The organism is uncultured Allobosea sp. (genome assembly GCF_945956895.1).
In the GTDB taxonomy this organism is placed as follows: Bacteria; Pseudomonadota; Alphaproteobacteria; order Rhizobiales; family Beijerinckiaceae; genus Allobosea.
Genome location: NZ_CAMFJF010000023.1, coordinates 39867 through 60110 on the forward strand (window position 1 = coordinate 39867; position 20244 = coordinate 60110).

General features: G+C 66.7%; 21 protein-coding genes. 6 read left to right on the forward strand and 15 right to left on the reverse strand.

Annotation, left to right across the window (positions count from 1 at the left end; genetic code table 11):
• Positions 1-87: 87 nt before the first annotated feature.
• Positions 88-303 (reverse strand): DUF1737 domain-containing protein, encoded by a 216-nt coding sequence (locus Q0Q02_RS14160; RefSeq protein WP_293810385.1) that lies wholly within the window; start codon positions 301-303, stop codon positions 88-90.
• Positions 304-320: 17 nt separating this feature from the next.
• Positions 321-1499 (reverse strand): acetyl-CoA C-acetyltransferase, encoded by a 1179-nt coding sequence (locus Q0Q02_RS14165; RefSeq protein ID WP_293810386.1) that lies wholly within the window; start codon positions 1497-1499, stop codon positions 321-323.
• Positions 1500-1805: 306 nt separating this feature from the next.
• On the opposite strand from Q0Q02_RS14165, the gene phaR reads away from it, so the two are divergent.
• Positions 1806-2408 (forward strand): polyhydroxyalkanoate synthesis repressor PhaR, encoded by a 603-nt coding sequence (phaR, locus tag Q0Q02_RS14170; RefSeq protein WP_293810387.1) that lies wholly within the window; start codon positions 1806-1808, stop codon positions 2406-2408.
• A gap of 198 nt (positions 2409-2606) precedes the next feature.
• On the opposite strand, the gene Q0Q02_RS14175 is transcribed toward phaR, so the two are convergent.
• Together Q0Q02_RS14175 and Q0Q02_RS14180 are read right to left on the reverse strand one after the other, a co-directional pair.
• Positions 2607-3260: a histidine phosphatase family protein gene (locus Q0Q02_RS14175; protein WP_293810388.1), complete on the reverse strand. Its 654-nt coding sequence runs from the start codon at positions 3258-3260 to the stop codon at positions 2607-2609.
• Positions 3261-3587: 327 nt separating this feature from the next.
• Positions 3588-5279: a bifunctional diguanylate cyclase/phosphodiesterase gene (locus Q0Q02_RS14180; protein WP_293810389.1), complete on the reverse strand. Its 1692-nt coding sequence runs from the start codon at positions 5277-5279 to the stop codon at positions 3588-3590.
• 172 nt (positions 5280-5451) lie between these two features.
• Here Q0Q02_RS14180 and Q0Q02_RS14185 point away from each other — a divergent pair, with 172 nt between their 5' ends.
• Positions 5452-5664 (forward strand): hypothetical protein, encoded by a 213-nt coding sequence (locus tag Q0Q02_RS14185; RefSeq protein WP_293810390.1) that lies wholly within the window; start codon positions 5452-5454, stop codon positions 5662-5664.
• A gap of 84 nt (positions 5665-5748) precedes the next feature.
• Here Q0Q02_RS14185 and rpmF read toward each other — a convergent pair whose 3' ends face one another.
• Both rpmF and mtgA read right to left on the reverse strand, forming a co-directional pair.
• Positions 5749-5934: a 50S ribosomal protein L32 gene (gene rpmF, locus Q0Q02_RS14190; protein ID WP_047582212.1), complete on the reverse strand. Its 186-nt coding sequence runs from the start codon at positions 5932-5934 to the stop codon at positions 5749-5751.
• Positions 5935-6103: 169 nt separating this feature from the next.
• On the reverse strand, positions 6104-6772 hold the full coding sequence (gene mtgA / locus Q0Q02_RS14195) for a monofunctional biosynthetic peptidoglycan transglycosylase (RefSeq protein WP_293810391.1): 669 nt from the start codon (positions 6770-6772) through the stop codon (positions 6104-6106).
• A 125-nt stretch (positions 6773-6897) separates the two neighbouring features.
• Between mtgA and Q0Q02_RS14200 the strand changes: the two genes are divergently transcribed.
• On the forward strand, positions 6898-7845 hold the full coding sequence (locus tag Q0Q02_RS14200; RefSeq protein ID WP_293810392.1) for a polyprenyl synthetase family protein: 948 nt from the start codon (positions 6898-6900) through the stop codon (positions 7843-7845).
• 117 nt (positions 7846-7962) lie between these two features.
• On the opposite strand, the gene Q0Q02_RS14205 is transcribed toward Q0Q02_RS14200, so the two are convergent.
• Both Q0Q02_RS14205 and Q0Q02_RS14210 read right to left on the reverse strand, forming a co-directional pair.
• A complete protein-coding gene (locus Q0Q02_RS14205) occupies positions 7963-9195 on the reverse strand; it encodes a histidine kinase (protein ID WP_293810393.1) in 1233 nt (410 codons plus the stop codon).
• A 31-nt stretch (positions 9196-9226) separates the two neighbouring features.
• Positions 9227-10519: an adenylosuccinate synthase gene (locus Q0Q02_RS14210; RefSeq protein WP_293810394.1), complete on the reverse strand. Its 1293-nt coding sequence runs from the start codon at positions 10517-10519 to the stop codon at positions 9227-9229.
• A gap of 306 nt (positions 10520-10825) precedes the next feature.
• On the opposite strand from Q0Q02_RS14210, the gene Q0Q02_RS14215 reads away from it, so the two are divergent.
• Complete coding sequence (locus tag Q0Q02_RS14215; protein WP_293810395.1) at positions 10826-12025, forward strand: M20 aminoacylase family protein; 1200 nt, start codon at positions 10826-10828, stop codon at positions 12023-12025.
• Between the two features lie 120 nt (positions 12026-12145).
• Positions 12146-12730, forward strand: a complete 585-nt coding sequence (locus Q0Q02_RS14220; RefSeq protein WP_293810396.1) for a protein-tyrosine-phosphatase — start codon at positions 12146-12148, stop codon at positions 12728-12730.
• 115 nt (positions 12731-12845) lie between these two features.
• Here the strand turns inward: Q0Q02_RS14220 and Q0Q02_RS14225 are convergent, their stop codons facing one another.
• Both Q0Q02_RS14225 and Q0Q02_RS14230 read right to left on the reverse strand, forming a co-directional pair.
• The gene (locus tag Q0Q02_RS14225; protein WP_293810397.1) at positions 12846-14558 is read right to left on the reverse strand and encodes a mucoidy inhibitor MuiA family protein; all 1713 of its coding nucleotides are present in this window, start codon (positions 14556-14558) and stop codon (positions 12846-12848) included.
• Between the two features lie 344 nt (positions 14559-14902).
• Entirely contained in the window at positions 14903-15784 is an 882-nt protein-coding gene (locus tag Q0Q02_RS14230) for a type 1 glutamine amidotransferase (RefSeq protein WP_293810398.1), read from the reverse strand.
• Positions 15785-15896: 112 nt separating this feature from the next.
• On the opposite strand from Q0Q02_RS14230, the gene Q0Q02_RS14235 reads away from it, so the two are divergent.
• The gene (locus tag Q0Q02_RS14235) at positions 15897-16805 is read left to right on the forward strand and encodes a DMT family transporter (RefSeq protein WP_293810399.1); all 909 of its coding nucleotides are present in this window, start codon (positions 15897-15899) and stop codon (positions 16803-16805) included.
• A gap of 136 nt (positions 16806-16941) precedes the next feature.
• Here Q0Q02_RS14235 and bla read toward each other — a convergent pair whose 3' ends face one another.
• The 5 genes from bla to serA all read right to left on the reverse strand — a co-directional run.
• The gene (gene bla / locus Q0Q02_RS14240) at positions 16942-17943 is read right to left on the reverse strand and encodes a class A beta-lactamase (protein ID WP_293810400.1); all 1002 of its coding nucleotides are present in this window, start codon (positions 17941-17943) and stop codon (positions 16942-16944) included.
• 60 nt (positions 17944-18003) lie between these two features.
• Complete coding sequence (locus tag Q0Q02_RS14245; protein WP_293810401.1) at positions 18004-18198, reverse strand: type II toxin-antitoxin system HicA family toxin; 195 nt, start codon at positions 18196-18198, stop codon at positions 18004-18006.
• A gap of 173 nt (positions 18199-18371) precedes the next feature.
• Complete coding sequence (locus tag Q0Q02_RS14250; protein ID WP_293810402.1) at positions 18372-18605, reverse strand: DUF1902 domain-containing protein; 234 nt, start codon at positions 18603-18605, stop codon at positions 18372-18374.
• 75 nt (positions 18606-18680) lie between these two features.
• Complete coding sequence (locus tag Q0Q02_RS14255; protein ID WP_293810403.1) at positions 18681-18824, reverse strand: hypothetical protein; 144 nt, start codon at positions 18822-18824, stop codon at positions 18681-18683.
• Between the two features lie 104 nt (positions 18825-18928).
• Positions 18929-20244, reverse strand: a 1316-nt coding sequence (gene serA, locus Q0Q02_RS14260) for a phosphoglycerate dehydrogenase (protein ID WP_293810404.1), incomplete at its 5' end; no start/stop codon positions are given.

Consider the following 20244-nt stretch of genomic DNA (forward strand, 5'->3'; position numbering starts at 1 on the left):
AATTGGCGATCCAGTTCTTTGTTTCAGCACCGGATTCACCCGAAAAGTGCATTCCACTTTTCGGTCCGCTGCTCCGGCTTGCCGCCGTTATTGTTCAGACAGCTTCAAGGTGGGCGCGTAGGTCGCGTCCACGTCCTTGATGATGGCCTGGCCACAGATGACGCGACCCTGGGTCGCGTCGAAGGTCAGGGTCGGCTGGCCGTAGAGCGACCAGCCGAGACTCAGCGCCTCGGAAACCCGATGACAGAAGGAGGCGTCATCGGGCCCGGTGAGATAGCGGTAGAGCGTGGTACGCTTCGCCACGGGCTGGGGCGCTTTTCTCAGCGCTCCACGGCCATGGCGACGCCCATGCCGCCGCCGATGCAGAGCGTGGCGAGGCCCTTCTTGGCATCGCGCTTGGCCATCTCGTGCAGCAGCGTCACCAGCACGCGGGCGCCGGAAGCGCCGATGGGGTGGCCGATCGCGATCGCGCCGCCATTGACGTTGACGATGTCCGGGTTCCAGCCGAGGTCCTTGTTGACCGCCAGAGCCTGCGCCGCGAAGGCCTCGTTGGCCTCGACGAGGTCGAGATCGCCGACCTTCCAGCCGGCCTTCTCGAGCGCCTTGCGGGTCGAGGGGATCGGGCCGGTGCCCATGATCGCCGGATCGACGCCCGCCGTCGCCCAGGAGGCGATGCGGGCGAGCGGGGTGAGGCCGCGGCGGGCCGCTTCCTTGGCGGTCATGATGACGAGCGCGGCGGCGCCGTCATTGAGGCCCGAGGCGTTGCCGGCGGTCACCGTGCCGTCCTTCGAGAAGGCGGGCTTCAGCTTGGCCATGGCCTCGATCGTGGCGCCATGGCGCGGGTACTCGTCAGTGTCGACAACGATGTCGCCCTTGCGGGTCGAGATGGTGACCGGCGCGATCTCGTCCTTGAACTTGCCGGCCTTCTGGGCAGCCTCGGCCTTGTTCTGCGAGCCGACGGCGAAGCGGTCCTGCTCCTCGCGGCTGATCTGGTACTTGGTCGCGACGTTCTCGGCGGTCGTGCCCATGTGGTAGCCGTGGAAGGCGTCCCAGAGGCCGTCCTTGATCATGGTGTCGACGAACTTGACGTCGCCCATCTTGGTGCCGGCGCGCATATAGGACGCGTGCGGGGCGAGCGACATCGATTCCATGCCGCCGGCGACGATGACGTTGGCGTCGCCGGCGGCGATCTGCTGCAGGCCGATGGCGACGGTGCGCAGGCCCGAGCCGCAGAGCTGGTTCAGGCCCCAGGCGGTCTTCTCCTGCGGGATGCCGGCGGCCATCGCGGCCTGGCGGGCCGGATTCTGGCCCTGGCCGGCGGCGAGCACCTGGCCCATCACCAGCTCGTCGACCTCGACGGCCTCGACCTTGGCGCGGCGCAGCGCTTCCTTGATCGCGACGGCGGCGAGATCATGGGCGGGAGTGTTGGCAAAAGCGCCGTTGAAGGCGCCGACCGCCGTGCGTGCCGCACCGACGATCACGATATCCGAATCTGCCATGAGAGGGTTCCTCGCTTGTTGTTGCGGCTGCACCGCTCCCGCCGGCCCAACCGTTCCCCGCCACCTTCGAAGCCTGTCGCGACGGCGTCAAGACGGGCGCGAGTCGAAATCGACCGAGGTAGCGCCGCCGGCGTGACGTAAGGGACGGCATATTCCTGTGCTTGCAGGGCCTTCGACCGATTTTTGCCGCATTCGCTCAAAGAGCTTGCGGTGCAGCACCGACAGGCTATCGTCTGACCATGGGAGACCGTTTCGCCGAGCACGCCGGAACCACTGGCGGCCGCGATCAACGTCAAGCGGGATATGATGGCCAGCGATAAAGAACCGACCGTCATCAAGAAATACGCCAATCGGCGTCTCTATCATACGGGCACCAGTTCCTATGTGACCTTGGAGGACCTCGCCGGGCTCGTGCGCTCGGGCGAGGATTTCGTGGTCTATGACGCGAAGTCGGGGGAAGACATCACCCGTTCGGTGCTGGCGCAGATCATCTTCGACGAGGAAGCCAAGGACGGGCAGAACCTGCTGCCGATCGCCTTCCTGCGCCAGCTGATCCGCTTCTACGGCGACAGCATGCAGGCATTGGTGCCGCGCTACCTCGAGTTCTCGATGGAGAACTTGACGCAGGAGCAGAGCAAGTTCCGCGAGCAGATGGCCAAGGCTTTCGGCGGCTCGGCCTTCGGCGGCAACGCGCTCGACGCCATCCAGGCGCAGACGCGGGCCAACATGCAGATGTTCCAGGAAGCCTTCCGGCTGTTCAATCCGTTCACCGCGGCGGCGCAGGCCAAGCAGGAAGCAGCCGCCGGCGCGAAGCCCGCGGCGGAAGCCGGCAACGGCGACATCGGCGATCTCAAGCGCGAGCTCAACGAGATGCGCGAGAGGCTGGACAAGCTGTCGCGCTCGCGCTGAGCCAAGGCAAGTGATTGAGCCGCGCCCTTGGAAAAGGGGGCGGCTTTTTGTTGGCCGGAGAGCCGATACAGTGAGGTCCGGATGGGGGCGGGAGCGGACGGAATGCTCCTCGCCTCGCGTTCGCTTTGCATATCATGCCGCTTCGGATCGAAGCAGAGCCCACCTCCTTGGTGCGTGGCTCGCCCTTGCAGCCGTTCGCTAGATCCAGACGGTTCGGCCAAGTCCTTCGCAACCGTGACGCGAAAGCACCGCCTCTGTCGGCTCGATCATTCTTTCCGTATCGCTCAGAAGAAAGCTAGCGGTCTGCGGCTCGCGAAATTCGTCAATCTGTTGCCGGCTCGCCCCGGAATAGATGCCACGCAGAATCCGCAGGCAGCCGCTGTGTGTCACGACCACATGAAGAACGTCATGGTTGAGGCTGCGGACCCAATTGGAAAGGCGGTCGTAGATCTCGACTTTGGTTTCGGCGCCTTCCATCCGAGAATGCCACGGGTCGGCCATGTGAGCGTCATGCTCCTCCGGCCGCCTTTCCGCGATCTCGTCCTGCCTCATGCCCTCCCAAACGCCATAGGATCGCTCCCTGAGAGCTGAAACCGTGTCGAACTTGTAGAATGGCAGCGACCACAGCCCGGCCAGAATCGCAGCGGTCTGTTGAGCTCTTCCGAGAGGGCTGCACCAGAAGTGCTTCGGCTGCGCTGTTGCGATCTCGGGAGCGAGAGTCTCGCCAACAGCGAGCACTTGCCTGACGCCGTTGAGCGTGAGCGGACTGTCGCGGTGGCCTTGCAGCATGGAACGACTGTTCCAGTCGGTCTCAGCATGTCGGATGACGAGAAGTTCGGGCAGCTTGGTCAATCTGTGGTCTCCTATCCTCCTTCGCCTCAGCAACCCCCGGGCCATCTTTCGATCTCTAAATTTCTCAGTTTTTACAAAGGTTTGACCGTAGAGGGTGGGAAATAATTTTCTCAACGGCCAGTGCTGATGTTACCGTTCTTACGCATCGACAGAACTGCGCTCCAGGGAGGAGGCGCGGCACGAGAAATTGAGGAGGTTCATTTGCCTTCAAACGAGAATAGCGTGATCGGTCCGCTGCTGGCGGGTGATGTAGTTCGCTGATGTCAGCGATGGGGCGAAAGCGGCCAGCGGGCCAAGCCCTGAAATACGCTCGAAACTTTACCTGCCTCAGCCGACCGCGAGCCGGCGAGGCGCGACCTGCATCGGCTCTGCGACTTCCGCCCGCCCCACGAGATGGCCCTGCAGATAGGTGACGCCCCAGTCGCGCAGCATGCTCGCCTGCATCTCGTCATCGACCCACTCGGCGACCGTCTCGACGCCGAGATGGCCGGCGAGCTCGACCAGCGTGCGGACATAGAAGCGGTCGTCGGTGGAGCGGCGCAGGTTCTGGGTGAAGGCGCCGTCGATCTTGAGAATGTCGATCGGGAAGGCGCGCAGGTGCCGGAGTGAGGTGTGGCCGGCGCCGAAATCGTCGATCGCGATCCGCGCGCCCTGCTCCTTGATCCGGCCCAGCAGCTTGGCGATGCGGCCGGGATTGTCGATCGTCGCGGTTTCCGTGACCTCGACGATGAGGCGCGACGCCTTGCCCCGCGCCGCAGCGGTGCAGGCGATGAAGGCGTCGAACCATTCGGGATCGTTCAGGGAACGCGGCGAGACGTTGACCGAGAGGTTGAGCTTGGGATCGGCGCCGAGCATCTCGATCGCGAGTTCAAGCACGCGCTGGTCGAACAGCCTGACGAGGCCCCGGCGTTCCAGCATCGGGATGAGCTCGGCCGAGGCGAAATAGAGGCCGGTATCGCCCTGGCCGACGCGCAGCAGCGCCTCGTGGAAGGCGATCTCGCGCGAGTTCGTCCGGACGATCGGCTGCAGGGCCAGGCGCACGCGGCGGTCGTTCAGGGCGGCGATGGCCTGGACGTCGAAGCCGGTCTGGTCGGCTCCAGGGCTGCGCCGCGGCTGTGGCCTCGCCATGACGGCGGTGTCGACGGCGCCGGCGCGGGCGCTCGTCAGGGCGCCTTCGGCGGCGGCCAGCAGTGCGCCGCCGTGGCTGCCGAGCTCGGGGGCGCTGGCCGCACCGACGCGCAGCCGCACCAGCGCAATGCCGTGGCTGGTCTCGATCGCCGATTGCGCGACGACCTTGATGAAGCGTCTGGCGGCGGGTTCGACCTGCTCGGGCGGACAGCCGACCAGGAGAATCGCGAAGCTGTTGCCGGCATAGCGGACGAGGTGGTCGCGCCGCCGCGTCACCGAGCGCAGGCGCTCATGGACGGTGCCGATGATCTCGTCGGTGGCCTCGTGGCCGAAATCGTCGTTAAGGCGGGCGAGCTCGTCGATGGCGGCGACGAGGACCACGACCGGCCGCTCGGCCGGCAGATGTTCCTGCAGGGCCATGCCGATTCGCTCGACCAGGGCGGGGCGGTCGCAGAGTTCGTTGTCGAACTGCTCGAGCTCGTCGGCACGCGCCGCCCGTTCGAGCCTGAGCACGCCGCGCGCACGGGCCGGGTAGCCGTCGCTGCCGGCGAACCAGCGGCCGGTATCCTCGGCCCACATCTTGCGGCCGGCGAGATCGACGGCGTAGCGGGTGCGGTAGATGACGCCTTCGCCCTTGTCGTGCTCGCTGGAGCAGAAGATCGCGTCGTAGCGGCTGGGGCCGCTGCCCGGCTCGACCAGGCCGGCGAAGGCAAGGCCGCGCTGCATCGCCTGCTCGGGAAGCGTGCCCAGAACTTCGCGGGCATTGGGGCCCCAGCTCAGGGCGTCGCTCTGGATGTCCCAGCCATAAACCACTTCGCCGATCGAGGAGAGAATGCTGCGGGGATCGACCGGGCTGCCGTTCTGGAAGCTGAAGAGCGACGGGGAGGGCATCGGCCGGCCTCTGTCGGATGGTCGCGCGGCTCCATTCCGGTGCTTCGGCGCCCTGTCCATGTGAAGGGAAGTGCTTCGAAACGATGCGGTATTTCGGATTAACGCGGCGTTAAGGCTGGTCGATTCCTTGCAGCAACGACTCCGTCACAACTCGTCTGTGCCGGAGTGATACATGGCAGAAGCCGGAAGCTGGACCGAACGGAGTGCCGCCGATGCCAATGCATCCGCGCTGGTGCTCCTGCAGGCGGCTGCGGCGCGGGCGGAGATCGGGCCCTTCGCCCGGCGCGGACGGGCGAGCCCGCAAGCGGCGGCGGGTTTCTACCGGGCCGCGGCGCGGCTCGTCGCGCCAGCCGGAAAGCCCCGCCTGCAAGCGGTGCGGGGCTGAAGGCAAAGAAAAACCGGCCTTGCGGCCGGTTCAAATCTCGCGAAGGCAAGCCGGCATCGCTGCCGGCGCCGAAGACCGGGCGCCTCAGGCGTCGGTCTTGACCTTCAGGACCTGACGGCCGCGATACATGCCGCTCTTCAGGTCGACATGGTGCGGACGGCGCAGCTCACCCGAGTTCTTGTCCTCGATATAGGTGGGCTGCTTCAGGGCGTCGGCCGAGCGGCGCATGCCACGCTTCGACGGCGACGTCTTTCTCTTCGGAACGGCCATAGTACTCTCCATCGTGCCACCGCCCGGACGCTGGCCCAAGGCCAAGCACCCGCCACGGCGACGGATCAATCTCGTGAGGCGTTGGCCATACACGGTCAGGGCGCGGATTGCTAGTGCTGAATCCGGATTTCTTCGCCGGCACGGTTCAGAACGTCGAACATCTACCTAATCAGCCGGGAATGGCGCAATCGCCCAGCGACCCGAGTTGCCCGAGCTGGCGCAGGCTGCGGCCGGCGGCTGATTGCAGCGCTCGATTCGGCTTGGCCGGGTTGCGCAGCATCGGGTTGGGCAGGGCGCCGGCAAGCCGGGCGGCCTCACCGGCCGTCAGCCGCGCGGCTGGTTTGCGGAAGTAATGCTGCGCCGCGGCTTCGGCGCCGAACAGGCCTTCGCCCCATTCGGCGACGTTGAGATAGACCTCCATCACGCGCTGCTTGCCCCAGACGGAATCGATCGCCATCGCGAGCGGAATCTCCAGGCCCTTGCGGAGATAGGAGCGGCCCTGCCAGAGAAAGACGTTCTTGGCGGTCTGCATGGTGAGGGTAGAGGCGCCGCGGCTCGGCCCATCCTCGTTCTCCAGCACTTTGTTGAGCTCGACCCAGTCGACGCCGCGATGGCTGCAGAAGCGCTGGTCCTCCGAGGCGATGACCGCGCGCACGAGATGCGGGGAGATCTGGTCGAGCGGCACCCATTCGCGCTCGACGGGCTTCAGCACCAGCCAGCGGCCGAACATCAGCGTCGAGGGCACCGGCACGAATCGATAGAGCAGGATCAAGGCCGCGAGAGCGAGGAGCAGCCAGAACGCGAGCCGGAAGCACAGGCCGAGAATCCTACCCAGCACCTTGCTTCATCCTCCCCGCCGGTCGATCGCCCCGCCATAGCGGCTCGGGCCAGGGCGGCGCAGCTTGACGATGCGGCCTTCGTCCGGCAAGGCCCCCCTTCCGGCAGCGAACGCGAGATCCGCGCATGAGTTCCGTCCCCTCTCCGGCCAGCTTTGGCGATCTCGATGCCCGGCTGGCGCAGAACGCGGCCGCGATCGAGACGCTGCTGGAGGTGCTGCTGTCCGATGTTGCGGCTGCTGGCGAAGTCACGCGTCCGCCGCGCCTCGTGGCCGCAATGCGGCATGGCGCGCTCGGCGGCGGCAAGCGGCTGCGGCCCTTCCTGACGGTCGAGACGGCAAGGCTGCTGGGCGCTCCAGTCGAACAGGCGAGGCGGGCAGGGGCGGCTGTCGAGCTGCTGCACTGCTATTCGCTGGTCCATGACGACCTGCCGGCGATGGATGACGACGACCTGCGTCGCGGCCGGCCGACCGTGCACAAGGCCTTCGACGAGGCGACCGCGATCCTGGCGGGCGACGCCCTGTTGACGCTCGCCTTCGAGGTTTTGGCCGACGAGGCGACGCATGAATCCGGCGCGGTGCGCGCGGCGCTGGTCAGCAGCCTGGCGCGGGCTTCAGGGCTGGGCGGCATGGTCGGTGGTCAGATGCTCGACCTGGCGGCCGAAGGGCGTTTCGCGGACGTGCGGGGCTCTCTTTCGGAAGATGCCATCCGCCAGCTTCAGGCGATGAAGACCGGTGCCTTGCTGGCGGCGAGCGTGGAGATCGGCGCCCGGCTCGGCGGTGCTGATGCGGCGGCGCTGGCGGCGCTTGGCCGCTATGGCCGGGCGCTGGGCGCGACCTTCCAGATCGCCGACGACATCCTCGACGTCGAATCGGATGCGGAGCAGATGGGCAAGGCGACTGCCAAGGACGCGGACAAGGGCAAGGGGACGCTGGTCGGCGCGCTCGGCCTTGCCGGCGCCAAGCGCGAGCGCGATCGGTTGAGCGCCGAAGCCGCGGCAGCGCTTTCAGGCTTCGGCCCGGATGCGGACGTGCTGCGGGCGGCGGGGCGCTTCGCAGCCGAGCGGAAGAGCTAGAGCTCAGCCACCGTCATGCTCGGGCTTGACCCGAGCATGACGGAAAACAGTGCGTTCTCGTCATGAGCTTCTCGGTCGAAGCTTCGCTCGCCCGAGAATGACGGCTGAGTGCCGCTCTTACCGCCAGCGCCCGAAGGCGTCGGCCAGCGTCTGGCTGCCGGAGACGCCCTTCTCGAAGGTGATGATGCCGCGGCGGCCCGAGGCGAAGCGCACGGGCACGTCGATCCAGCTGCGATTCAGGATGAGGTCGACATTGCGTTCGACCTCGACCGGCACGTTCGACAGCGCCGCCACGAAGAGATTGTCGCCGAGCGCCGAATTGATCGCCGAGAGCGGCGCGCCGCGCTCGCTTTCCTCGCTCTTGAACTGGGGAACGCCGACCTCCTTGATGGCCTGGCTGGCCGGGTCGCCGGAACTGGTGAAGCGCAGGCCGATGATATGCGAGGCCGGGAAGGCCGAATCGGTGTTGCGGCGGATGGTGAAGTCGAGGCTCAGGCCGATATCGGGAATCTCGACGGTCGCGCGCACGATGGTCTCGATCGGGCGCCCCTGGCCGGCGCTCTCGCTGTCGAGGCGCCAGAACACGCGCCCGGTCGAGGCCCGCGGCTGCTGCGGGGCCTCCGGCACCTCGGTGTAGAGGATGGCGCGTTGGGCGACGGCGATCTCGCCGCCCGGCTGCGGCACGGGCGTGCCGGGCGCGCCGCCCTGCTGGTTTCCGGCGGGGCGGTTCTGCTGGGGCTCGCCGACCCGCTCCGCGATCTTGCCGCCACCGTCGGGCTGGGCCGGTTGCGCCCGCTGCGCGGTTTCGCTGTTCGGGCGCGGGGTATCCTGGGGCCGGAGCTTGTGGACATAGATCGCGGTGGCCGCGATTGCGGCGACCGCGACGGCCACGACGCCGCCGACGACGGCGGAGCGGATATGGCCGGGCTTGACCCGCCGCTCGCGCGGCGGCTGCACACGCGGCCGGGCGGCCTGCTGCTCGGCCGGTTCGGGCAATGGCTCGCCGTCTTCCTGTCCCGCAGCCGCGGGGAGCGGCGCGAATTCCGGCACCTTCTTCGGCGCCGGCGGGCGGATCGGCAGCGTCGGGTTATCGAGGGTACGGATCACCGGGCCGTCCGATGCCGGCGGTGGGGTCGGCGCCTCGTCATAATCGGCTTCGATCCGTGCGACGGCCTCGTCGAGCGCGAGGCGCTCGCGCATGATCTCGGCCTCGCTCAGCGGCGGGTCGAGCCCGCGCAACTGCGCGACGAGCGCCGTCCGCGCCCGGTCGTAGATGGCGCGCCGGGCCTCCGGGGAGGTTTCGGGCAGCCCGGCGACCGCACGCGCCAGGATCGGGTAGAAATCGGCCATTGGCCTCACTTGTCGCTGATGGCGCGCGCCGTCAACCCTCGAAAGGATTATGGACGAGGATCGTATCGTCGCGCTCCGGGCTGGTGGAGAGCACGGCGACGGTGGCGCCGATCAGCTCCTCGATGCGGCGGACATATTTGATCGCCTGCGCCGGGAGATCGGCCCAGGAGCGGGCATTGGCGGTGGAGCCTTCCCAGCCTTCGATGGTCTCGTAGATCGGCTCGACACGGGCCTGGTCGTTCTGGCCGGCCGGCAGGTGCTCGAGAATCTGGCCATCGAGCCTGTAGCCGACGCAGACCTTGATCTCCTTGAAGCCGTCGAGGATGTCGAGCTTGGTCAGCGCGATGCCGTCGATGCCGGAGGTCTTGACCGTCTGGCGCACGAGGCAGGCGTCGAACCAGCCGCAGCGGCGCTTGCGGCCGGTGACGACGCCGAATTCCTTGCCCTTGGTGCCGATCAATTCGCCGATCTCGTCGAAGAGCTCGGTCGGGAAGGGGCCTTCGCCGACACGGGTGGTGTAGGCCTTGGCGATGCCCAGCACATAGCCGACGGCCGAGGGACCCATGCCCGAGCCGGTCGCGGCCTGGCCGGCGACGATATTCGAGGAGGTGACGAAGGGATAGGTGCCGTGGTCGACATCGAGCAGGGCGCCCTGCGCGCCCTCGAACAGGATGCGCTTGCCGGCGCGGCGCTCGGCGTCGAGCAGGGCCCAGACCGATGTGGCATAGGGCAGCACCTCGGGAGCGATCGCCTTGAGCTGGCCGAGCAGCTCCTTGGCGTCGACCTCGCCGATGCCGAGGCCTCGGCGCAGGGCGTTGTGATGGGCGAGCAGGCGCTCGATCTTGGCCTCGAGCAGGGCATCGTCCTTGAGATCGATGACGCGGATGGCGCGGCGGCCGACCTTGTCCTCATAGGCCGGGCCGATGCCGCGTTTGGTCGTGCCGATCTTCATGCCGGCATTCGAGGTTTCGCGGAAATGGTCGAGCTCGCGGTGCAGCGGCAGGATCAGCGTCGCGTTGTCGGCGATGCGCAGGTTGTCGGGCGTGATCGCCACCCCTTGCGCGCGCAGCTTGGCGATCTCCTCGACGAGATGCCAGGGATCGACGACGACGCCGTTGCCGATGACCGAGAGCTTGCCGGGGCGGACGATGCCGGAAGGCAGCAGCGAGAGCTTGTAGACGACGCCGTCGATGACCAGGGTATGGCCGGCATTATGGCCGCCCTGGAACCTGACGACGACATCGGCCTGGCTGGAAAGCCAGTCGACGATCTTGCCCTTGCCCTCGTCGCCCCACTGGGCGCCGACCACCACAACATTCGCCATGAGCGAGGTGTCCCTGCTGTTACCGCGTTGCCTTGTGCAAGCGGCCCGCGCAAATGCAAAACCCCGGCGCAAGGCCGGGGTTTCGGGGCAGGTCCTTGCAAGCCCTCATGGGCCAACACGGCCCGCAGGTCAAGTTTTTCGGCAGCGGGGGGCGTGATCCGGGGGGATAAACTGCCTGAGCATGGCCGCCCTGCAGCATCTGCGCAGTGATGCTGCCACAATCGGGCGTAAGGGCTAGGGGGGCCCAGCGGGCGGCGATGGAGGGGCCATGCCGCCGCATCTGCAGGAGAGGGGATCTCACCGACCATGACGAAGCTCGACGCCTGGCTCGACCAGCATCACGCCGCCTTCACCGCGATCCGCCGCGACATCCACGCCCATCCCGAACTCGGTCTCGAAGAAGTCCGCACGGCCAAGCTCGTCGCGGACAAGCTGCGGGAGTGGGGCGTCGAGGTCACCGAGAATGTCGGGAAGACCGGCGTCGTCGGCGTGATCCGAGGCAACAAGCCCGGCCGTGCCGTGGGCCTGCGCGCCGACATGGATTGCCTCGCGCTCGATGAGACGACGAACCTGCCCTATTCCTCGAAGAACCCGGGCAGGATGCATGCCTGTGGTCATGACGGGCACACCACGATGCTGCTCGCTGCCGGGCGCTACCTCGCCGAAAACCGGGATTTCGAGGGCACCGTCAACCTGATCTTCCAGCCGGCCGAGGAGGGCCGCGGCGGCGCCAATGCGATGCTCGCCGACAAGTTGTTCGAACGCTTCCCCTGCGACGCGATCTACGGGCTGCACAATACGCCGGGCATGGCGCCCGGCACCTTCGGTACCACGGTCGGTCCGTTCCTGGCCGCGGCTGACTCGTGGAAGGTCACCTTCCAGGGCGTCGGCGGCCATGGCGGCTCGCAGCCGCACCGCTCGACCGACATCACCTATGCCCAGGCGCATTTCGTGCTCGGGCTGCAGGGCATCATCGGCCGCAACGTCGCCCCGCTCGACACGGCCGTGATCAGCGTCGGCTTCATCCATGGCGGCGACGTCAACGCCTCGAACGTCATTCCCTCCGAACTCGTCATCGGCGGCACGGCGCGGACCTATTCGCAGGAGGTGCGCGACCTCGTCGAGCGCCGTATCGGCGAGCTCGCTGCGGCGACGGCGCAGACCTGGGGCTGCAAGGCGGAAGCCCATTACCGTCGCGGCACCAGCCCGCTGGTGAACGAGGCCGAGCAGGTGCGGGTCGGCGTTGCTGCGGCGACGGCGGCGGTTGGTGCCGAGAAGGTCAACGGCCAGCTTCGCCCCGGCACGGGTGGCGAGGATTTCGCCGAGATGATGCTGGTCCGGCCGGGCGCCTTCATGCGCATCGGCAACGGCGTCAATCCGGATGGCTCCTTCGTCGGCTTGCATACCCCGCTCTACGACTTCAACGACGCGATCATCCCGGATGGCGTGCGCTACTGGGTCGGCGTCGTCGATCAGGAGCTGGGGCAGGCCAAAGGCGCCGCGTAAGAACCATAGCAGCCGGCCCTTCGGGGCCGGCCGCAATCATGCAGGGCAGCCCGTCATTCCCGGCGGTTGTATAGCCGGCGCAAGAGCGTTAGGCGGCGGGCTCCGCAGCGGAGGCACGCCATGAAGACCCTGTCCATCTCGACCCTGACGATCTGCGGCATCGACGAGTTGCCCGGCAACAGCGCCCGCGAGGTGACGCATGTGCTCTCGGTGCTCGATCCCGACCGGGCCGAGATCGAAGCCTTCGGGACCTATGGCGAGCACCATCGCGTCACGCTGCGCTTCCACGACATCATCGATCCCTTGCCCGGCCAGATCATGCCGACGCCGGACCATGTCGGCGAGATCCTGCGCTTCGGCGAAGGCCTGCGCGAGACCGCGACCGGCCGGGTGAAGGGCCATCTGCTGGTGCATTGCCATATGGGCATCTCGCGCTCGACGGCGGCGATGATGACCTTGATGGCGCAGGCCGATCCGGCCGAGGACGAGGATGCGCTGTTCGCACGCTTGCGCGAGATCCGGCCGCAGGCCTGGCCGAATTCGGTGATGATCGGCTTCGCCGACGCGCAGCTCGGCCGTGGCGGCCGGATGACCGAGGCGCTGCGGCGGCACTATGCCCACCAGATCGAGGCACAACCCAAGTTCCGAACCTGGATGAACGATCTCGGCCGCAAGCGCGAGATCGAGATGGGGTTGGGGCTCTGACGAGGCCGTCATGCTCGGGCTTGACCCGAGCATCTCAGGCCGAAAGAGGCGATCTATCCTGAAAGAGATTCTCGGGTCGAAGCTTCGCTCCGCCCGAGAATGACGCCAGGTTGGCTCACTTCCCCGGCAGCGGCTGCTCCTCATAGGAGAGCTCGCGGTCGCCCGGCCATTTGATGCGATAGGCGAGCTTGATCTCCTTCTCCGTGCCGGGGGCAAGATCGAAGGTCCAGGAGGCGACGCCGCGCCGGTCTCCGACCTGCTTCTCGGTCGGCGGCGTGGTCTGGGCCGCGATGGTCTCGACCGTGATCCCGCTGTTCTCCGAGAACGGGATGCGCTCCAGCACGGTGACCTTCACCGGCCTTGTGTGCAGGCTCTTCACCATCGTGCGGAACTCGCGCTGGTCGGTGCGGGTCTGGCCGAGCCAGGTCGGATCGTTCTCGCGGCGCTTCACCGGCGCGAACGAGACCTTGATTCGATCGTCGGCGCCGAAGCCGAGCTCGACCTTGTCGCCGGGCGCGACAAGATTGAACTGACCCATGCCGACATAGGTGCCGTCGCGATGCAGCGCGACGCGGCCGGCCAGCAGCGGCGCCTCCTCGTCATGGGTGAAGCCGGCTTCGAGATAGGCCTTCTGCTCCATTTCGGGCACGGTGCGGGCAGCGAGCGTCGCTTCCGTCTTGCGCTGGGTCAGCGTCACCGTCTTGGAGCTGCCGTCCTGCGGGATCGAGGCGCGGCCGGGCACCTGGAAATTCGCCTGATAGGCGCCGGCTTCGAGCGCGGCCTCGGCGACATCCGCTGCGATGACCGGCTTGGCGAGACTGTCTACGGGCGCGGGCGCGGCAGGGGCTGCCGGGACCGCCGTCCGGCGTGGTCCCGCCGAGGCCGCAGCCTTCTCCGCTTCCGCCTTGCGCGCCAAAGCCATGGCCCGCGCGCGGGCCTCGGCGACGATCTGCGGCTCGAAGAAGGCGACCTGCATCGGAGTGAGGTCGGGTGCGCGGGTGCCACCGGTCGAGCGCGTGGTCGAGAGGGTCAGCGCCACGTCGTCCCAGGCCTCGCCGCTGCGCTGGCGGATCTCGGCGCGGCGTGTCAGGGCGATTTCCGGCTTCTCGCCGGTCGTGGTCAGGCGCGCCTCGTAGGTCGGGGTCCAGTTCGCGCCAGTGACGCGATAGGTCACCGTGAACTCGGCCGAAATCGACTGTGGCGCCTCGACGGCGATGGCGACATCGCGCTTCGGGGCACCGGGGCGGGCGGGCGACGGGCGGGCGCGCTCCAGCGAAGCGATCTCGGCCTCGACATCGGAAAGGCGGTTGCGGGTGCCGCGCAATTCGTCCTGCACCTTGACGAGGGCGGTGCCGATCGCCTCGAACACCGCCGGCCAGTCACCGACGGGCAGGGCCTTGCCGTCGGGGCCGAGCTTGTCGGGGCCGACCTGCGCGAAGCGCTCGATCGTGGCGCGCTTGGCTTCGATCGCGGCGACCTGGCCGGAGAGCTTCTCCTTCTCGCCGCGCAGCGTCTTCAGCTTCTCTTCCAGCACCGCGTCGAGCACGGGCTTGGCATCGCCGGGCGTGATGCGGACATCGACCGCGCCGACCGAGAAGGCGCCGTCGCCCTTGCCTTCCACGCGAATCGAGGCGGGGTCGATCGTCGCCGGCAGGCCGCGCAGCACGATCTGCGAGGCGCCTTGCAGCAGATCGGCCTTGCCGAGGCGCGTCACCACCGCCCCGTCCGGAAAGACCGTGACGCGATCGATCCGGTTCGACAATTCGGTCTCGGCGGCAGCGGCAATGCCGGGCGCGAGAATCAGGGCAGCAGCAATATGGCTTCGCATCGAAATCATCCCCTCCAGATCGCAATCACGTCACCGTGATAGACACCACCGAATTCGGCGTGTCCAAGGCGGAATTGGGCCGGAATGCGGATAGGCGGGGCGGGAGTGCGAAACATCCTGCGTTTGCGGGAGTGGCCTCATCCCGAGAGCCCGTTTGCAAATTCGAGCCCTCATCCTGAGGGGCGGCGTCAGCGGCGTCTCGAAGGATGTTCCAGGTGGTTCCGGAGCCTCCTGAACCATCCTTCGAGACGCCATTCCCAAAGAAATGACTCTTCAGGATGAGGGCTCAGAGAATTCCCAGTCAGACAACCGGGATGGGCTCACGATGTTCGCCGCTCGTCGGCTCAGGCGCGACCGCGCGCGCTGGCATGGAGCTTGACGCGATGCTCCATGAAGTTGCGCAGCTCGGTGACGCGGCGCTCGGCATCGAGCACCTCGCGGTCGAGGCCATGCGCCCAGGCGAGGTCCTGCCGGCCGGGTTCGGCATCGAGCGTCATCATGTCGTCGAGCCACGCTTTCGCGGAAGCCTCGTCCTTGCGGAAGCCTTCCTTGATCATCAGCGGCACCCGGCGGTCGAGGATCGCGACGACCTGCTTCAGCGAGAATTCGGGATGGTACTGCACGCCCCAGAAGGTGCCGCCATTATGCTTGATCTCGGCGGCCTGAACCTGGCTGTAGGCGTTGGAGGCGAGGATCGTCGTGCCATGCGCCGGTAGCGCGATCGTGTCGAGATGGATCGCCGGGGCATCGAAGGCGGCTGGGCGGCTGGCGAGCAGCGCATGGTTGCGGCCGGCCTCGGTCGGCGTGATCTTGCGGGCAAAGCCGGTTTCGCGGCCCTTCGGATTGGCGGTGACGGTGCCGCCGGCCGCGACGGAGCCGACCTGGATGCCCCAGCAGGAGCCGAAGCAGGGCGTGCCGCTGGCATAGATCGCCCGCATCAGGTCGATCTGCCGGGTCACCGCCGGAGCGGTATCATAGATGTGCAGGGCCGAGCCGGTCAGGAAGATGCCGTCATAGGATTCGAGCCCGGCGCTGTCGGGAAGGTTTGCCCCTTCGTCGGCCGGCAGGCAGATGTCGGAGACGATCCCCGGCTCGAACGCTGCGATCTCGGCCGCATAAGCCTCGCCATAGGCCATGCCATAGGATTGGCGCAGCCCTTCGCGCGTGTCGCGCATATTGCCGTCGACGAAGAGCAGGCGGAGCGGGCGGGCACTGGTTTCGATCATCGGAGGTTCCGCAGGGATGCGCAGGGCGACGGGCAGGCTTGCGCCCGATCTCATAGAGACTGGGTTCGCGCAAGGGTATTGCATGAGCCCTTTCTCGTAACAGGGCGGAAACGTGCACCCCTCCCAGACCTGGCTGCAACGCGCCTGGGGCAATGCCTATCTGCTGATGGTGTTGACCACGCTGATCTGGGCCGGCAATGCCGTGGCCAGCCGGTTCGCGGTCGGCAACATCTCGCCGATGGCACTGACCTCCTTTCGCTGGGTTGGCGTCTGCCTGATCATGCCCTTCCTGCTGCGGCGGCAGATCGCGGCACATCTGCCGCAGATCAGGGCGCACTGGCTGTATATCGCGCTGCTGGGCATCATCGGCTTCACCGCCTTCAACACCCTGATGTATGTCGCGGCGTATTCGACCACGGCGATCAATATCGGCATTCTGCAGGGCTCGATCCCCATCTTCGTGCTGCTCGGCGCCTTCGTCGCCTATCGCATCCCGATCGGCGCCATGCAGGCGCTCGGTGTCGCCGTCACCCTGCTCGGGGTTGCCGTCACGGCGAGCCGCGGCGATGCCCATGTGCTCGCGAACCTGCGCTTCGTCCCCGGGGATCTGCTGATGATCCTGGCCTGCGTCTTCTATGCCGGCTACACGGTCGCGGTCCGCAGCCGGCCGCCGATGCCCCAGCTCGTCTTCTTCACGGTTGTCGCGACCTTTGCCTGCCTGGTCTCCTTGCCATTGCTGGCCGTCGAGATCGCCATGGGCCGCTTCCACATGCCGACACCGGCGGGCTGGGCCATCCTCGCCTTCACGGTGATCGGCCCCTCTATCCTGTCGCAATTGTCCTTCATGCGGGCGATCGAGCTGATCGGGCCGGGGCGGGCCGGCGTCTTCGTCAATCTCGTGCCGGTCTTCGCGCCGGTTCTGGCCGTGTTGCTCCTCGGCGAGCCCTTCGGCCTCTATCACGCCGTGGCGCTCGCGCTCGTGCTCGGCGGTATTTTTATCGCCGAGCGGCTGGGGCGGTAGGGCGGGTACGCCTCAGCGCCATTCTCGGGCGGAGCGAAGCGCAGACCCGAGCATCTCATGACCAGAGGGCTCTGGTTTCCGCGATGCTTAGGGCTCAAGCTCGAGCATCACGGCGTGCGGGTGCTTGGAATGTCCGTCAGCGCAGCGCCGAAACCGCCAGCCGCGCCACGTCCGCCAGCGCCGCCTCGCGCTCCTTGGCATCGGCGCGGGAACCCGCGAGATAGGTCACGATGACGAAGTGCCGCCCGTCCGGCAGCGTCGCGATGCCGATATCGTTGGTGGCGTGGTTGATGCCGTCCGTGGTCAGGCCGAGGCCGGTGCGATGGGCGAAGCGTGAGCCGGCCGGCAGGCCCGCCTTGAGCCGGTCGGTGCCGACCTTCGATTCCGCGACGATCTTCTCGATGAAGGCGGTGTGCGCGGGGTCGCGCAGCCAGTTGCCCTTGGCGAAGGCCTCGAGGAATTGCGCGCTCGCCTCCGGCGTCGAGGCGTCGCGCTCGTCCTTGAGAGCGTTGGACAGAGCGGCGATGCGTAGCCGCGGCCGCATCGCCTTGAGGTCGGCGCGGAAGGTTTTCTCGTCGACGACCTGATCCCAGCCGAAGCCCTTGAGCCCGTAGATCTCCGGCTGGAACAGGCGCTCATAGCGGTCGATCGACATGCCGGTTATGCCGCCGTCGCGCAGCATCTTGGTCACGACCTGCGGTCCGCCGATCTCGCGCATCAGCAGGTCGGCAGCGGTGTTGTCGCTTTCGCCGGCGGCGAGGCGGATCAATTCACGCAGCGGATGGTCGTTGCGCTCGCCCTTGAAGCTTTTGACCAGCGGGCTGTGGAACAGCGAGAAATCCTTGCGGGTGACCGTGATCGGCTGGTCGAGCCTGAACTTGCCGGCCTCGACCTGTTGTAGCACCGCGACCGCCAAAGGCAGCTTGAACACGCTCTGCATCGGGAAGGTCTCGGAGCCGCGATGCGACCAGAGCTTGCGATCGCGCAGGTCCATCAGCGCGACGCCGAGACGGCCCTTGGATTGCTGCTCGATGCCCTCGATCGCCTTGTCGAGCTTGTCGCGGTCCCAGTCGGCGAGGGCCGGGGTTGCCGCGAGGCAAGCAAGAGCTGCGGCGGCAAGGCGGGTAAGGGCAGGCATGGGCGGTCCTCTGTGCGGGGCGATCACAGGGCCGTGATATTGCGGCGAGGTTGCGGCGGCTCAGAAGGCCTTGGGAAGGCCGGCTTGCTTGAGAATGCCGTTGGCGGTGTGACGGGATTTGATGCTGCTATCGACGGAGACGCGTTTGCCGCTCTCGGAATGGTGCCAAATTTCGTGATCACCCTTGCCCGATCGCAAACGCTCGTAGCCCGCCTCGGCCAGAAGCTTACGAACGGATGGTGCAAAGTTGTTCACGGGCGTCTCACAAACAGAGTGCCACCTGATTCGTCGTCAAGTGCAATGACGAGTACTATAAAGTAAGATATTTCGCCTCGAAGTATGCAGGTTTTCATATCCAGATATGAATTTTCACATGCAGGTATGAAAGTTGGTATATGAAGATGCGCCTTTGCGCTGAACCTCGGTTCCTATGCAGCAGTCCGGACGCGCTCATGCGCGTGAGCAATGATGTCTACCTCGATCTCTTCAGGAAGGTCCACTGCATCTTCAAGGAGGTCGGGAATGATATCGCGGATACGCTGGCGCAGGCCTTCGAGCGTCCCACTTTCCGTCGCGAGGCCGGGAATATCCGACTCTTCGACATACCAGACGCTGGCCTCGCTATCCCACGCCGCCCTGACGATCGCGTGCCGTTTCATCATTCGCTACCTGACCTCTTATGGGAGACGATGATGTGGGATGATATAGTTGTCTCCAAGCGGTTTTTCTACCAACCGCTACATCGACTCGTTATCGCAAAGCGACAGCTCGACCGGACAACCCTCGATGCCGAAGCATTCCGGCAGGAGCTGGTTCAAGCGCTCGCGCCGCGCCTCCAGCGTGTCGGCCTCGGTGACGATGCCGAGCTCGCCGGTATCCATCGCGTACCAGAGACCCGCCGCTTCGTCGCGGCGGACCTCGAAATGAACAGGCTCCGCCGCCCCGGCAGGCGCGGCGACGAGAACCTTCAGCGGGTTGATCGCGATCAGAACTTCAGCCGCCGGGCGCGCTTGACCATCGGGATCTCGTGGATCTTGTCGAGCAGTTCGTCCGAGATCGGCTCGTCGACCGAGACGTAGCAGATCGCGTCGCCGCCGGGCTTGTCGCGGCCGAGCGCGAAGGTCGCGACATTGACGCCGGCGGCGCCCAGCAGCGAACCGAACTGGCCGATGAAACCCGGCTTGTCGGCATTGCGGACATAGAGCATGTGCGGCGCGAACTCGGCATCGACCGCGATGTCGCGGATCTCGACGATGCGCGGCTTGCCGTCCTGGAACACCGTGCCGGAGGCGTGGCGCGGCATGTCCTCGGCCTCGACGACGATGCGGATGACGCTTTCGAGATTGCCGGCGACCTCGCGGGTCAGTTCCTCGACGACGATGCCCTTCTCCTTCGCCACCATGGCCGAGTTGACCATGTTGATCTCGGGCAGGAAGGGCCTGAGCACGCCGGTGATCGCGGCAGCAGAGATCGCCTTGAGGTTCAGGCTCGCGACCGCGCCCTCGTACTCGATGCGGATGCCCTTGACCGGCGCCTCGGTGAGCTGGCCGAGGAAGGAGCCGAGCTTCTCCGCGAGATCGACGAAAGGCTTCACGCGCGGCGCTTCTTCCGCCGTGATCGAGGGGAAGTTGACCGCGTTGGTGATCGCGCCCTTGAGCAGGTAGTCGCTCATCTGCTCGGCGACCTGCAGCGCGACATTCTCCTGCGCCTCGTTGGTGGAGGCGCCGAGATGCGGCGTGCAGACGACGTTCTCCAGCCCGAAGAGCGGGTTCGTCTCGGCCGGCTCCTGCGAGAACACGTCGAAGGCCGCGCCGGCGACATGGCCGGACTTGATCAGATCGGCCAGCGCCTGCTCGTCGACGAGGCCGCCGCGGGCGCAGTTGATGATGCGCACGCCCTTCTTGGTCTTGGCGAGGTTCTCGGCCGAGAGGATGTTCTTGGTCTTCTCGGTCATGGGCACGTGCAGCGTGATGAAGTCGGCGCGCTTCAAGAGGTCGTCCAGCTCGACCTTCTCGACGCCGAGCGCGACCGCGCGTTCCGGCGACAGATAGGGGTCATAGGCGATGACGCGCATCTTCAGGCCGATGGCGCGCTCGGCGACGATCGAGCCGATATTGCCGGCGCCGATCAGGCCGAGCGTCTTGGCCGTGATCTCGACGCCCATGAAGCGGTTCTTCTCCCACTTCCCGGCCTGGGTCGAGGTATCGGCCGAGGGAATCTGGCGGGCGAGCGCGAACATCATGGCAATGGCGTGCTCGGCGGTGGTGATCGAGTTGCCGAAGGGCGTGTTCATCACGATCA